The organism is Daejeonella sp. (genome assembly GCF_030684675.1).
Classification (GTDB): domain Bacteria; phylum Bacteroidota; class Bacteroidia; order Sphingobacteriales; family Sphingobacteriaceae; genus Daejeonella.
Genome location: NZ_JAUXXZ010000029.1, coordinates 36,190 through 49,970, shown reverse-complemented (window position 1 = coordinate 49,970; position 13,781 = coordinate 36,190). Strand labels below are relative to the sequence as shown.

General features: G+C 40.2%; 13 protein-coding genes. 6 read left to right on the top strand and 7 right to left on the bottom strand.

Annotated elements, in window-relative coordinates; genetic code table 11:
- Window positions 1-47 precede the first annotated feature (47 nt).
- Window positions 48-1,769 (top strand): lysine--tRNA ligase, encoded by a 1,722-nt coding sequence (gene lysS, locus Q8M41_RS05885; RefSeq protein ID WP_305364323.1) that lies wholly within the window; start codon window positions 48-50, stop codon window positions 1,767-1,769.
- 86 nt (window positions 1,770-1,855) lie between these two features.
- Window positions 1,856-2,074, top strand: coding sequence for a hypothetical protein (locus Q8M41_RS05880; RefSeq protein ID WP_305364322.1), 219 nt, complete (start codon window positions 1,856-1,858; stop codon window positions 2,072-2,074).
- Window positions 2,075-2,079: 5 nt separating this feature from the next.
- Here the strand turns inward: Q8M41_RS05880 and Q8M41_RS05875 are convergent, their stop codons facing one another.
- Window positions 2,080-2,631: a DUF2892 domain-containing protein gene (locus Q8M41_RS05875; RefSeq protein WP_305364321.1), complete on the bottom strand. Its 552-nt coding sequence runs from the start codon at window positions 2,629-2,631 to the stop codon at window positions 2,080-2,082.
- A gap of 74 nt (window positions 2,632-2,705) precedes the next feature.
- Between Q8M41_RS05875 and ung the strand changes: the two genes are divergently transcribed.
- Window positions 2,706-3,383, top strand: a complete 678-nt coding sequence (gene ung, locus Q8M41_RS05870; RefSeq protein WP_305364320.1) for a uracil-DNA glycosylase — start codon at window positions 2,706-2,708, stop codon at window positions 3,381-3,383.
- Window positions 3,384-3,494: 111 nt separating this feature from the next.
- Here ung and Q8M41_RS05865 read toward each other — a convergent pair whose 3' ends face one another.
- Window positions 3,495-3,965 (bottom strand): Lrp/AsnC family transcriptional regulator, encoded by a 471-nt coding sequence (locus tag Q8M41_RS05865; RefSeq protein ID WP_305364319.1) that lies wholly within the window; start codon window positions 3,963-3,965, stop codon window positions 3,495-3,497.
- Window positions 3,966-4,103: 138 nt separating this feature from the next.
- Between Q8M41_RS05865 and Q8M41_RS05860 the strand changes: the two genes are divergently transcribed.
- Both Q8M41_RS05860 and Q8M41_RS05855 read left to right on the top strand, forming a co-directional pair.
- The gene (locus Q8M41_RS05860; protein ID WP_305364318.1) at window positions 4,104-4,760 is read left to right on the top strand and encodes a metal-dependent transcriptional regulator; all 657 of its coding nucleotides are present in this window, start codon (window positions 4,104-4,106) and stop codon (window positions 4,758-4,760) included.
- Window positions 4,757-6,631 (top strand): Nramp family divalent metal transporter, encoded by a 1,875-nt coding sequence (locus Q8M41_RS05855; RefSeq protein WP_305364317.1) that lies wholly within the window; start codon window positions 4,757-4,759, stop codon window positions 6,629-6,631. Before Q8M41_RS05860 ends, Q8M41_RS05855 begins: the two co-directional genes overlap by 4 nt.
- Window positions 6,632-6,721: 90 nt before the next feature.
- Here the strand turns inward: Q8M41_RS05855 and Q8M41_RS05850 are convergent, their stop codons facing one another.
- Window positions 6,722-7,177: a DUF255 domain-containing protein gene (locus Q8M41_RS05850; RefSeq protein ID WP_305364316.1), complete on the bottom strand. Its 456-nt coding sequence runs from the start codon at window positions 7,175-7,177 to the stop codon at window positions 6,722-6,724.
- Window position 7,178: 1 nt separating this feature from the next.
- Window positions 7,179-9,464, bottom strand: coding sequence for a TonB-dependent receptor (locus Q8M41_RS05845; RefSeq protein ID WP_305364315.1), 2,286 nt, complete (start codon window positions 9,462-9,464; stop codon window positions 7,179-7,181).
- 137 nt (window positions 9,465-9,601) lie between these two features.
- Here Q8M41_RS05845 and smpB point away from each other — a divergent pair, with 137 nt between their 5' ends.
- On the top strand, window positions 9,602-10,051 hold the full coding sequence (smpB, locus tag Q8M41_RS05840) for an SsrA-binding protein SmpB (protein ID WP_305364314.1): 450 nt from the start codon (window positions 9,602-9,604) through the stop codon (window positions 10,049-10,051).
- A 131-nt stretch (window positions 10,052-10,182) separates the two neighbouring features.
- Here the strand turns inward: smpB and Q8M41_RS05835 are convergent, their stop codons facing one another.
- From Q8M41_RS05835 to Q8M41_RS05825, 3 genes are all read right to left on the bottom strand, one after another.
- Entirely contained in the window at window positions 10,183-10,839 is a 657-nt protein-coding gene (locus Q8M41_RS05835) for a protein-L-isoaspartate(D-aspartate) O-methyltransferase (RefSeq protein WP_305364313.1), read from the bottom strand.
- A gap of 70 nt (window positions 10,840-10,909) precedes the next feature.
- The gene (gene priA / locus Q8M41_RS05830; protein WP_305364312.1) at window positions 10,910-13,393 is read right to left on the bottom strand and encodes a primosomal protein N'; all 2,484 of its coding nucleotides are present in this window, start codon (window positions 13,391-13,393) and stop codon (window positions 10,910-10,912) included.
- Window positions 13,393-13,779 carry a DUF423 domain-containing protein gene (locus Q8M41_RS05825; protein WP_305364311.1) on the bottom strand — a complete coding sequence of 129 codons (387 nt, stop codon included), beginning with the start codon at window positions 13,777-13,779 and terminating at the stop codon, window positions 13,393-13,395. Before Q8M41_RS05825 ends, priA begins: the two co-directional genes overlap by 1 nt.
- Window positions 13,780-13,781: the final 2 nt, after the last annotated feature.

The following is a 13,781-nucleotide window of genomic DNA, read 5'->3' as shown; positions in this document are numbered from 1 at the left end:
TAGCATTTTTGCACTGAAAACCCTACTTTTGCAGAAATTGAAAATAAATGAGCATCGGATTATCTGAACTGGAGATTTTACGCCGGGAAGCCCTGGCAGAGCTACGTAAACTGGGTATTGACCCTTATCCTCCTGAAGCATTTGAAGTAAATGTCAATGCGCTGGACATTAAAAATAATTACGAGCGGGATAAGACTTCCTATAAGAATATCCGTTTTGCAGGCAGGATCATGAGTCGCAGAATAATGGGTAGTGCCGCCTTTGCCGAGTTACAGGATTCTACAGGCAGGATACAGGCCTATATCAACCGTGATGAGATTTGTCCGGGAGAAGATAAAACCCTTTACAATACCGTATTTAAAAAGCTACTCGACATTGGTGATTTTGTCGGTGTCAGCGGATATGTTTTCACTACTAAGACAGGGGAAATCTCAATTCACGTTAGTGAGATGAAGATTCTGTCCAAATCTTTAAAGCCTCTCCCTATTGTGAAGCGGGATGATGATGGGAATATCTACGATGGATTTACAGATCCTGAAATGCGTTACAGACAGCGTTATGTCGATCTGACCGTTAATCCGGATTTCAAGCAAATCTTCATCAAAAGATCAAAAGTGATTAATACCATGCGATCCTATTTTGATGATCAGGGATGGATGGAAGTGGAAACCCCTATCCTGCAGCCGATACATGGTGGTGCCGCTGCTCGTCCCTTTAACACTCATCACAATACATTGGATATGCCGCTTTATCTGCGGATTGCAAATGAATTATATCTTAAGAGACTGATCGTTGCAGGCTTTGATGGAGTTTATGAGTTCGGTAAAATGTTCAGGAATGAGGGAATGGATCGCACCCATAACCCGGAATTCACCTCGATGGAAATCTATGTTGCCTACAAGGATTATATCTGGATGATGGCGATGGTTGAGGAATGTCTTGAAAAGGTGGCATTGGCTGTACATGGAAAATCAACAATAAAGGTTGGAGAACATGAGATTGACTTTGCAGGTCCTTATGAGAAGCTTTCCATGTATGAGTCTATTGAAAAATTTACTGAAATCGATGTTTCGAACATGACTGAGGATGAATTACGCCTTACCTGTAAGAAACTGAATATCGAAATTGATGCAACGATGGGCAGAGGTAAACTGATTGATGAGATCTTCAGCGAAAAGGTTGAAGAACATCTGATTCAGCCGACCTATATTACCGATTACCCGATCGAAATGACCCCACTTGCGAAAAAACACCGCAGTAAGGAAGGCTTGGTTGAGCGTTTTGAGCTATTTGTGATGGGCAAGGAGATTGCCAATGCTTATACTGAACTGAATGATCCGATTGACCAGCGTGAGCGCCTTGAAGATCAGCTATTGCTTGCAGGGCGGGGAGATGAAGAAGCAATGGCTATGGATGATGATTTTCTGAGAGCATTGGAATATGGAATGCCACCTAGCTCCGGACTTGGAATTGGAATTGACCGCCTGGTTATGTTAATGACCGATCAGAGTACGATTCAGGAGGTCTTGTTTTTTCCTCAGATGAGACCCGAGAAAAAAGCAAAGTTAGCTACAGCCGATGATTTTATTGCAATTGGTATCCCTGCTGAATGGGTTCCGGTATTGAATAAAATGGGATTTAAAACGGTTGAAGAACTGAAGGCAGGCAACCCGAATAAGGTGTTCAACGACCTTGGAGGAATGCGTAAAAAAATGAAGCTGGAAATTACAATGCCTTCAAAAGAGACTGTGATGGAATGGTTTAGTTAACACAATCATAACATAAACATAAAGGCCGCTTTGCTTTTTGCAGAGCGGCCTTTATTATTTTTGTAATAAAAATTAATAAGAATATTATGAAAAATTCAAGTCTTGAAATCACGGAGCAGGAATACCTGATCAAATTGAACAAAGAAGATTTTGATCTTTCTTTTATCCATCAACTCCTTAAACGGATTCAATCAGAACAATATTTCTTCAATTCCAGGAAGAATTATGATGAACCTGAATTTGTAGGTAGTCCGCTTTGCTGCAGTGACTTCTCAATCCGTTTTGACAGTTTGAGGGATAAGTAAGAAAATTAAAAGGGTTGACGGAAATTGCGTTGCTGCACTGTACGATCCATTTGCCCCATCTGATCCTTCATCATTTTTATCTGTTCAGCAAGCAATTTATTCTTATCAGCCTTCTTGGCCTCCTGCAGATAAATAGTTGCTTCCCGTTTATTTCTCTTTGCCATTGCAATACCAGCCAAACTTAATTTGGCAAGTGCAATGTTATGGTCCATGGTCATTCCTAAACTGATCGCTCTCTTGAAATATTTCTCTGACTGAAGTGGTGCCTTACGTGATTCGATCAGGCCAATCAGGAGGTTATAATAGCCATGCTGGCCTTTAAACAACTCTGTTTCGTAATTCTTAATTCCTTTTAGCCAGTCGCCCGCCTTATCCATATCATCTTTACGCAGAAAGTACTGAGCAATCAACATCTTCTCATGATAAAAGAACGTTACTGCTACAAGAATAGAAACGAAAACCAAAGGAATTCCCCATCCCCAAAAACCAAAAACCATTAATGTTACCGATGCACCCAATATTATGGCTGCAATTATCAATCTGATGAAATTAGGCATTGTCTTGTTATCTCTTAAATTTGTTGCAAATATCCGTTTATTTGAGCGTTTAACCAATATCTATCTGAGAAATTATGCCTTTAAAACTGGAGGAAAGCTGGAAGGAAGTTCTGGAAGCAGAATTTGAGAAAGAGTACATGAAAAAACTACGTTCCTTTCTTCAATCTCAACAGGAACAAAAAAGAATAATCTACCCCACAAATAGTTTGATTTTCAATGCATTTGCGCATACCCCTTTTGATAAGGTAAAGGTTGTTATAATTGGTCAGGATCCTTATCACGGTGCTAATCAGGCACATGGCTTGTCTTTTTCGGTTCAGAAAGGAGTTCCTATCCCACCCTCCCTTCAAAACATTTTCAAGGAACTACAGGCAGAATATAGTGACTTTCAATTTCCAAAACATGGCGACCTGAGTTCATGGGCAGACCAGGGGGTATTACTACTGAACGCAACTTTAACCGTTGAAGCTTCAAAGGCAGGATCACATCAAAATCAGGGATGGGAAAAATTTACTGATCAGGTAATTCAAACCCTTTCGGAGCAAAGGACCGGGATCGTATTTCTACTCTGGGGTAAATATGCCCAGGCTAAAGCCGGACTGATTGATCAGAATAAGCACCAGGTATTAATGGCAGCGCATCCATCACCCTTTTCAGCATATAATGGATTTTTCGGATGTAATCACTTCATTAAGACGAATGAATATTTGGTAGCGAAGGGGGTGAAGGGGATTGATTGGGGGCTGGGGTAGGAATTTGTCGATTTGTCGATTTGTCTATGATAATTATTGTTAATAATCACAATAGTGCTCCAATTGACAAATAGACAAATTGAATAATGGACAAATTAAATAATAGACAAATTAATACTCCAAAGGCACCGCCGGCTCTTTCTTATTCGTCGACATGATCATCATGGTTTGAAAGGTTTTGACCACACTGATCTTGCTGATCTTATCCATAATCAGGCGCTCGTATGATTTAATATCCTTAACATAAGCCTTCAGCAGGAAATCACATTGACCGGTAACATGATGACACTCGGTGATTTCTTTGATCGCAGCAATTTCTTCAAGAAAAACCTGGATGGTATTATTTTTATGAAAATCAAGCTGGATCTGAATAAAGGTTTTTATACCCAAACCCAGTAATTCTTCATCGACCAGTGCATGATAGCTTTTGATATAATGAGCCTGCTCAAGTTTTCTGACACGTTCCAGCGTTGGGGCCGGTGATAGACCTACTTCATGAGAAAGTTGCAAATTGGTAATCCTACCATTTTCCTGAAGAATCTTAAGGATTCTCAGATCTATTTTATCCAGTTCTATTGCCATAATTAGCTCAAAAGTAAAGTATAAAAAGTATTAGCCAAATTTTATTTTAAAAAATGTCCATAAAATAGTCATTTATTTTATGACGATATTTTTAGATTAATCTAAATAAAATATTAGATTTGTTTAATTTTTAAGCTTATGCACTCATTTACAGAAGAAAACTACCTGAAAGCTATCTATCACCTGAGTGAAGGAAACACGATGGCAGTCAGTACAAACCAGATTGCTGAAATGACCAATACCAAGGCCGCTTCGGTTACCGATATGCTGAAAAAACTGGCCGAAAAAAAACTGATCAATTATATTAAATATCAGGGGGTTACGCTAACCAGCACCGGAGTAAACGCGGCTGTAAATATTATCAGAAAGCACCGTTTATGGGAGGTTTTTCTGGTTGAAAAACTTGGATTTAAATGGGACGAGGTTCATGATATTGCTGAAGAGTTGGAACATATCAATTCTGAAACACTGATCAACCGTTTGGATGACTTTCTTGGGAATCCGGTAGCCGACCCCCATGGCGACCCTATTCCCGACCGGTCAGGCCTGATAAAACATAAAAAACTGGTTAAGATATCTGAAATGCAGACTGGCGAAAGCGGCACTGTTTCTGGGGTAAACGAACATAGCTCGGTATTCCTCAAACTCCTTGAAAAGCTGGGATTAACCTTAGGAACAAAAATAATTATCTCAGAACTGATTGAATTTGACGGGTCGATCATGCTCACAATTGATCAAAAAACTGAGCGGACAATCAGCCGTGAGGTTGCAAAAAATATATTAGTTATTTTATGATCAATAAGAATTCAGAATCGCTGAGTGAGGTTCACGGTTCGGTAATTACCTCAGGTAAAACAGGATGGCGTAAACTCATGGCTTTTATCGGCCCGGCTTATCTTGTCAGTGTTGGTTATATGGATCCGGGTAACTGGGCGACAGATATTGCCGGTGGTAGTCAGTTCGGCTATAAACTGATCTGGGTCTTGCTGATGTCGAACCTGATGGCATTACTACTTCAATCGCTCAGCGCCCGCTTGGGGATCGTCCGCGGACTCGACCTTGCACAGGCATCGAGAAATACGTATCCATCCTATATCAATTACCCGCTTTATGTACTGGCACAAATCGCCATTATTGCCTGTGATCTGGCGGAGATTATTGGAATGGCTATCGGATTAAACCTGCTTTTTGGTCTTCCACTGATTTGGGGAGTATCCATAACCATTCTGGACACCTTTCTGCTGCTCTTTCTGATGAATAAGGGGATGCGAATGATGGAGGTTTTCATTGTATCAATGGTATTTATTGTCGGGATTTCTTTTTTAACCGAAATGTTCATCGTTAAACCCTTAATAGGTGAAGTATTAAGTGGATTTGCACCATCTATGTTATCAGGAAATGCACTCTACATTGCTATTGGAATCATTGGAGCAACGGTAATGCCTCATAATCTCTATCTGCATTCTTCATTGGTACAGACCCGAAAGATTGAACGTACTGCCAAGGGAATCAAAGACTCCTTAAAATACAACCTGATCGATACAACTATTGCTTTAAATCTTGCATTCTTCGTTAATGCTGCAATTCTGATACTGGCCGCGACCGCATTTTATAAAAATGGCTTGTTTGAGGTTGCTGAGATTCAGGATGCTTATAAACTACTGGATAATATTTTCGGCTCTGTTGCCCCTACCCTGTTTGCCATAGCCCTGATTGCATCCGGACAGAGCTCTACAATCACAGGAACACTTGCAGGGCAGATCGTGATGGAGGGTCACCTGAATCTACGGATACAGCCCTGGATCAGACGATTGCTGACACGATTGCTCGCAATCATTCCGGCATTCTTTACCATTATGTTCTTTGGAGAAGAAGCTTTAGGCAGCTTACTCATATTAAGTCAGGTTGTTCTGAGTTTGCAACTCGGCTTTGCGGTGATTCCATTAATTCACTTCAACTCCGACCGGCAAAAAATGAAGGAATACACGATCAAAACCTGGGTTAAAATTTTGGCATGGTTATCTGCTCTGATCATTGTAAGTCTGAATGTTCAGCTTGTGATTGAGGAGATTGGTAGCTGGCTCAGTAGCACAACTATTAGCGTTTGGTGGATCTATTTACTTGTAATTCCTATAGCCATAACTATCGGCATATTATTACTTTATGTATTTCTAATGCCCTTTTTCAGAAAACAGGACCGCAAAATATCCAATGTACCGCATGGAGAGGCCCTTGAAATTGGAGAACTTGAAAAGGTGGAGTATAAAAAGATTGGAATCACCGTTGATTTTTCAAAGAATGACAGAAATACATTTCGCCATGCCTTGATACAGGGTGGAAAAAGTGCTGATTACTACCTGATCCATATTGTTGAAACCGCAGCAGCCAGATTTCATGGTGAAAAAGTCCTTGATCATGAAACGCAAAGTGATACCGACAACCTTGAAAAATATCAGCAAAATCTAAAAGATCTGGGCTATCAGGCCCATATTGAAATCGGTTACGGCACCGCAGCGAAGGCTATATCTGAACTTGTAAAGGCTAAGAATCTGGATCTTCTGGTCATGGGTGCTCACGGGCATAAGGGTATCAGTGATCTGATCTTTGGAACCACAGTGGATACGGTCCGCCATAATGTGAATATTCCGATTATGATTGTTAAGTGAGATGGGAGGAATGAGGTCGGAGGTCTGAAGTCTGAAGTCTGAGATGGGAGATGTAAGAAATAAGATATTACCAGAAATAAATTAAAACTGTTAGTTTTTTGCCACTTTTCCGAGCATATACAGCATAGAACGCGGGTTTAGGAATCCATCGTGCTGGTAGATAATCTCATTCTTAACATTAAGAACAGTGATTGAAGGATAGGAAATCTGACCCTTGATCGTACCGAGTTCTCTGGCAAGTTCATGCAGTCCGGCTTTATGTTTAAAGTTTCTGCCTGCAAAAAATATATCATTCTTATCTTCGGCGTCAAGAAATACAGTATAAAATTTCTCATTCAAAAGTGCAGCAACCTTATTTTCTTTGGTCATCGTGTTTTTCATCGCATGACAGTATTTGCACCAGCTTGTCATGATCAGCACTACAATCGGTTTAGGTGCCTTGTTCTGCAAAGTTTTGATCTCTTCAAATTTAACAATACGGTTTTGTGCAGACAGGTCAGACACCCGGATCAGGACAAAAATTAGTATGGTCAGTATTCTAAGCATCTTATTTGATGATTAAACGTACACCCAGAAATCCCCTGATCCCCTGGTTGGGAGCATAAACATATCCCGGGTCAAATGTTAAAGCATAAGGGTTCGCCGGACTGGGAGCTACATTTCCGGAAGCATCAGTCTGGACTTCCTTATCAAAAGGATCATTACTGCGTGCTATTAAAAATGGCTCATTCTTACCCGGCGTCCAGTTCAGTAAATTTTTTATACCACCGTAAAGCTCGATCTTTTTCAATCCTGTATAGGTAAATTGAATATTTTGCAAACTCCATACCGGTGATATTCCGCTTCTCGGGTCTGAATTGCTTAAACGGGGTAAGAGCATGGGTCCGTAAATATTCCCTGTGTAATCAAGTCCAAGATTCAGGTTCTCGATTTTATAGGAAATCCCCCAGGTACCTGTCCACTTTTCATTGAGAAATGGCCGGATCTTTTTACCTGAGGCTTCATTTTTAGAAAACACTTCCAGCAGGGAAGTTCCGGCAATAACCTTTAGTCCGTTTGTAAATGTCATATCAAAATTAGCACTCAAACCACGCGAGACTGCATACCCCTGCAAATTACTGTAAATGATCTGATTAGGATTGCTCAAATAATCAGGAATGATCTGGTTGTTAAAATGTGTGTACCAGGCAGAAGCATCTATACCTATAAAACTTCCGCTTTTGAAATAGATCTTTTTTATAAAGTTCAGATTTGCATTATAACTTCTTTCCGGTTTCAGCTGTTCTGTAACCACAACCTCCCTTGAGCCAGTAAGAGCAGCATGTTCCTCTGTAAACAGACTAACCACCCTAAAGCCTGTACCTGCATTTAAACGAAGAATATTATTCTCATTCAGGATCCATTTATAAGCAAATCTTGGAGTCAGAATATTTCCATGAACAGAGTTATAATCGTATCTCATCCCAAGGAGTAGTTTATGCTTTTCGGCAAGGGCAATTTCGTCCTGGATAAAGATTCCGGGGAGCCATACCTTATCTGCCTTATTAAATCCGTTCAGTAATGCTGTCGCAGGAGTATTATCATCATACATCGTATATCTCAGGGCAGTACCAAGCAATAGGTCATGGCCTTTTATTTTTTTATCCCAACTCAATTGTCCGAATGCAATCTTTTGCCTGGCATTGTAAATGGTGCTACCATAAACAGAATTTTGGGCATGGTCATTCAGAGACCATGAAAACATAACCGCTTCTTTTAAAGGAAGCTGATAAGTTCCCAGCATTTCCCACCTCTTGGTATAGATACTCTCACCATATCGTTCTGTGCCTCCCCTATAGGCCTTGTCCCAGGTGATATCACCACCCCAACGATCTTCATAATTATATCTTGCAGCCAGACTGAACTGCCTGTTTTCTTTTCTGTTAAAATTCCATTTCTGAAACACTGAAATCCTGTCCTGAAGGGTTACATCCGTAAAAAGATCCTTGTTATTATCGATCCGGTTTCCATATTTAAAATAATTGATCCCTGTCAGTACTTCAGCTTTTTTGCCGGCAGCAAACTTAAAACCGAGATCAGTATTTAACTCCCCCCAGGAAGTTGTAAAAACATCACCTGAAAATGCAGGTGCATTCTGAGGCTTTTTGGTAATGATGTTAATCAAACCGCCTACTGCTTCAGAACCATACAATGATGAAGCCGGGCCTTTCACAATCTCTACACGCTCAATTAAAGCGTTGGGTATCCCTGAAAGACCGTAAACAGATGAAAGGCCGCTGACTATAGGCATACCATCTATCAGGATCATCGTATACGGACCCTCAAGACCATTTATATGGATATCACCGGTATTGCAAATATTGCAGTTTAACTGCGGCCTGACTCCATTTACATTTTGTAAAGCATCAAAAACAGAGGGAGTGGGGTTCTTCCTGAAAAATGCAGGGCTGTAAACTTCAACAGGCACCGGGCTTGCAAGTCGGCTGACCTCTTTCATAGTTCCGGTTACTACAAATTCTTCGATAGCAGATCCTGACTCCTCTAATTCAACATCCAGATTTACTGTTTCGTTCTCCCTGATAATAAGCTCCTTCTTGTATGGGCTATAACCCAATGCCGAAAAGCTTAAGACGTATTTACCTGCGCTAAGCCTTGAAATAGAATACTTACCCAGGGAGTCGCTTGTTGTTCCGATTTTGCTATTGAGCACCTTAATTGAGGCAAACGCAACTGGATTCTGGCCAGATTTAACCAATCCGATCAGAGCCGATGTCTGCGCTTTTGCTGTTAAAACAAACCCGAATAGTATAATTGAAAGAATAAACAACCTCATTTATTAAATATTAGATTGCCAAAAATACAAATTTAGATTAATCTAAAAATATTATTTCATCAATCTTAAAAAAATATTTAAATAATCTTAAAATATGAAAATTCCGGTTATGGATTTTCTTTCGGATATTTGCAGACATGTCGGGTGGAATAAATATTAAGAACAAGAGAGCGTATTTCGAGTATCATATACTTGAGACCTATACAGCCGGTATAAAATTGCTTGGTACTGAAATAAAATCGATACGTGAGGGTAAGGCTGATATTAATGATGCTTTCTGTACTTTTTTTGACGGTAATCTCTTTGTGAGGAATATGCAAATCGCTGAGTATTCACATGGCTCCTTTTATAACCATGAGGCAAAGCGCGACAGGGTGCTGCTTCTGAACAAAAAGGAAATAGCCAAACTCAGGACAAAAATTGAGGAAAAGGGCTTTACCATTATCCCTTTAAAAATTTTCACTTCAGAACGGGGATTTGCCAAACTTGAGATCGGCCTGGCACAGGGTAAAAAGATCTACGATAAGCGCGAAACGCTCAAAGACCGGGATGCAAAACTGGAAATGAGCAGAGCAATGAAACGATAGAGTAATGTCTGTTATCTGTTGCCTGTTGTATACCAATTACGAATTATTAATTACGAATTATTAATTACGAATTACGAATTATTAATTACGAATTACGGACTATCAATTCTCAACTCTCAATTCTCAACTAACTACCACGCTTTCTCCCCCACCAGCGGCACAAACCTAAACGTATCCAAAGAGATCCGTTCGTAGTCTTTTTCACTCACTCTAAGTACAGTAATCATTTTCTGAGAATTCTCATCACCCACCGGGATAACAAGAATTCCTCCTATTTTCAATTGCTTTAGCATAATTTCAGGAACCAGCGGGGCTCCTGCGGTAACAATAATCTTATCGTAGGGGGCAAACTCAGCAATGCCCTTTGATCCATCACCAAAAAAGAATTCAGCATGATAACCGATATGCGGCAAAACCTGACTGGTTCGTTTGTATAGATTTTCCTGACGCTCGATGGTATACACCTTTGCCCCAAGTTCCAGAAGAATACAGGTTTGATACCCAGAACCGGTGCCAATCTCAAGCACCTTATCACCAAGTTTGATATGCAAAAGTTCAGTCTGGTAGGCTACAGTATAGGGTTGGGAAATTGTTTGTCCGTCGCCAATTGGAAAGGCAATGTCTTTATATGCTTGAGTCCAGAATGTTTCGTCAAAAAAATAATGTCTCGGGACTTTTCCAATTGCTTTTAATACTTTTTCATCGGCTATGCCTCTGTCTCTGAGTAATTCAACTAACTTTTTACGGGCTCCCTTTTCGCGGTAGCTATCTACTAATTTATGTGCCATTGCTCTTCAAAAATAGTCTTATGAAGGCAGTTTTTTTTAATAAAATTGAGAATAAATTAAAGGAATAATTTTAATACGGATCAACATCAATATGGATGTAAACACCCTTATTTGAGGGCTGTGAATCGAAGTTCCTGAGAATTTGTTGCAATGCTTCTTTGATCTTCTGTACCGATACTCCCTCCTTCTCAACCTTAATCAAAATAGTCTGAATAAAATAGTTCCTTATACGACTGATCAGAGGTGCTTCTGGTCCCAGTACCCGGTCGCCAAACTGCGATCTTAAAACTTTGGCCAAAGAATCTGAAATAAGTGCTAGTTTAGAAAGATCTTTATGCTTCACATCCAATTGTATAAGACGGTACAGTGGTGGGTAGTGAAAATTTCTCCGCTCCAGAATTTCAGTATCAAACATCTCCTCATAATCGCCCCTGATCACCTGGCTGATGATACGATGACTGGTATCATAAGCCTGAATAATAACCTTTCCTTGTTTTGCACGTCTTCCGGCTCGTCCAGAAACCTGTGCTAACATCTGAAAACTTCGTTCAAATGCCCGAAAATCAGGATAATTTAACATACTGTCGGCGCTGATAATCCCAATTGTACTTACATTCCCGAAATCAAGTCCCTTGGCAACCATTTGGGTACCTACAAGGATATCGATCTTACCCTCTTCAAAATCATTAAGCAGGATCTGAAAACTATTTCTGGTACGGGTGGAGTCGAGATCCATACGGGCTATTTTGGCATCCGTGAAGATACGCTGCAGTTCATCCTCTATCTTTTCGGTACCAAAGCCCTTCTGCTCTATCCGGGTTGAACCACAGGCAGGGCATGCATGCAGCACATCCTGTTTATATCCACAATAGTGGCAATGAAGTTTTGCACTGCTTTTATGAAAAGTAAGACTTACATCACAATTAATGCATTTGGGTGTAAATCCACAGGTAGTACAAAGTAAAACAGGTGTATATCCACGACGGTTTTGAAAAAGAATCACCTGCTCCTTTCGGGATAATGCCGCATTAATTTCATTTACCAAAGCTGTGGTAAAATGCGATTGCATGGTTTTCCGCTTCGTTTCTTCAGCTATACTCACCACTTCAATTACAGGTGATTTTACTCCACCGTACCTGCCTTTTAAGGTTACAAAACCATATTTCTTAATTTTCGCATTATAAAAACTCTCTAAACTCGGAGTTGCTGAGCCTAAAACTATTCTCGCCCCATGCAGGTATGAAAGATAGATGGCAGTATCCCTGGCATGATATCGCGGAGCCGGGTCATATTGCTTGTAAGAAGATTCGTGCTCTTCGTCAACGATGATCAGGCCCAGATCCTTAAACGGCAGAAAAATAGATGATCTCGCACCGAGAATCATTTTATACTCACCCTTTAATACTTTTTGCCAGACTTCTGCGCGCTCATTATCATTAAAGCGGGAATGATAAACTCCAATCTGCCCTCCAAAATGTTCACGCAAACGTTCAATAAGCTGTGTGGTTAATGCAATCTCAGGCAAAAGATATAATGTTTGCTTGTCTTCAAGCAACATTTGCTCAATCAGACGTATATAGATTTGTGTTTTGCCGGAAGATGTTTCGCCATAAAGCAAAACAACATCCTTCTCTTCCAACTGCTCTCTGATCTCTCCCAATGCAATCTCCTGGGCATCATTCAGCTTAAAATCATGCAGGATTTCAAGTTCCTCAGCGCTGAGGCGACTCACCACTTTATCTTCCTGGATAAAAATCTCCTTCTCAATCAGCGTTTTTAATGCAGCCGGACCGCTTCCACTGACTTCCAGCAGATCGGGTTTGGAAATTTCCGTTTGCTGCTTTTCGAGCTTAAAATAAGCCAGCAAAAGTTCTAGTTGCTTGGGTGCCCGCTCAAGAATTTCGAATAAAGCCCTTCGGTTTTCGGAATCTTTGTATTGGGGGTGAAGGCTAATAAATGACTTCTTTTTGGGCTTAAATTTCTCAGTAATTTCTTCAGAAATTATGATAATATTCTTCTCAAAAAGGGCTCTGAGTATTGGGAAAACTGTTTTTTGTCCGAGTAATTTACTGATATCACTTACCTTAAGTTCTGATTGAATATCGAGGGCATCAATAATCAGAAACTCCTTATCAGAAAGTTCAGACTTATCGAACTCTGTTGAATGATTCAGAATGATACGGGTTTCACTCGCCAGTTTGAGGGCTGAAGGAAGTGCAGCCTGCATCACCTCACCGATATGGCAGAGGTAATAATCAGACATCCACTTCCATAATTTCAACTGAAAGTCATTTACAATAGGCTCATCATCAAGAACATCAATGATATATTTAGCCTCATAAAGTTCAGGGGGAGTTTCAGATACCTGATAAACAATTGCGGTATAGATCTTGGCCCGTCCAAATTGAACGACTACACGCTTCCCGATTGCAATAGCCCTGGTCATTTCTGCAGGTACCCGGTAGGTATAGGTTTTAGGTATCGCTAAAGGTAGAATTACCTCTATGAAAAGAGTTTTCCTTTCAATGCCATTTGTTTCATTAAACTCAAGCATTATTTACTCTTTATGGCGACAAAAATCAAACTAAACCAACCCAGAATAAAAAATAAACCGCCAATTGGTGTGAGCGGGCCAAGAACTGAAAGCTGACTAATATTCAGTATTTCTTTGGTAGAAATAAGATATAAGGAACCTGAAAAAAGCAGAATTCCAAGAGAAAAGAACCAGGCAGCCATATTCGCCGCCTTACTATTGCTTGCTGGAAGTAATGAAACAAAAAGCAAGGCAAGTGTATGATAGAAGTGATAACTTACGGCAGTTTTCCAAACCTCTAATCCGGCCGGATCAAGCAGAGATTTTAATGCATGAGCACCGAAAGCACCTAAAATAACAGCCAGAATGCCAAACACAGAAGCGATAATAATTACCCGTTTGTTCATAA

What these genes read in the sequence shown, in the direction of transcription:
- lysS (WP_305364323.1), top strand. Translation starts at nt 48, where the DNA reads ATGAGCATCGGATTATCTGAACTGGAGATTTTACGCCGGGAAGCCCTG.
- Q8M41_RS05880 (WP_305364322.1), top strand. Translation starts at nt 1,856, where the DNA reads ATGAAAAATTCAAGTCTTGAAATCACGGAGCAGGAATACCTGATCAAA.
- Q8M41_RS05875 (WP_305364321.1), bottom strand. Translation starts at nt 2,631, where the DNA reads ATGCCTAATTTCATCAGATTGATAATTGCAGCCATAATATTGGGTGCA.
- ung (WP_305364320.1), top strand. Translation starts at nt 2,706, where the DNA reads ATGCCTTTAAAACTGGAGGAAAGCTGGAAGGAAGTTCTGGAAGCAGAA.
- Q8M41_RS05865 (WP_305364319.1), bottom strand. Translation starts at nt 3,965, where the DNA reads ATGGCAATAGAACTGGATAAAATAGATCTGAGAATCCTTAAGATTCTT.
- Q8M41_RS05860 (WP_305364318.1), top strand. Translation starts at nt 4,104, where the DNA reads ATGCACTCATTTACAGAAGAAAACTACCTGAAAGCTATCTATCACCTG.
- Q8M41_RS05855 (WP_305364317.1), top strand. Translation starts at nt 4,757, where the DNA reads ATGATCAATAAGAATTCAGAATCGCTGAGTGAGGTTCACGGTTCGGTA.
- Q8M41_RS05850 (WP_305364316.1), bottom strand. Translation starts at nt 7,177, where the DNA reads ATGCTTAGAATACTGACCATACTAATTTTTGTCCTGATCCGGGTGTCT.
- Q8M41_RS05845 (WP_305364315.1), bottom strand. Translation starts at nt 9,464, where the DNA reads ATGAGGTTGTTTATTCTTTCAATTATACTATTCGGGTTTGTTTTAACA.
- smpB (WP_305364314.1), top strand. Translation starts at nt 9,602, where the DNA reads ATGTCGGGTGGAATAAATATTAAGAACAAGAGAGCGTATTTCGAGTAT.
- Q8M41_RS05835 (WP_305364313.1), bottom strand. Translation starts at nt 10,839, where the DNA reads ATGGCACATAAATTAGTAGATAGCTACCGCGAAAAGGGAGCCCGTAAA.
- priA (WP_305364312.1), bottom strand. Translation starts at nt 13,393, where the DNA reads ATGCTTGAGTTTAATGAAACAAATGGCATTGAAAGGAAAACTCTTTTC.
- Q8M41_RS05825 (WP_305364311.1), bottom strand. Translation starts at nt 13,779, where the DNA reads ATGAACAAACGGGTAATTATTATCGCTTCTGTGTTTGGCATTCTGGCT.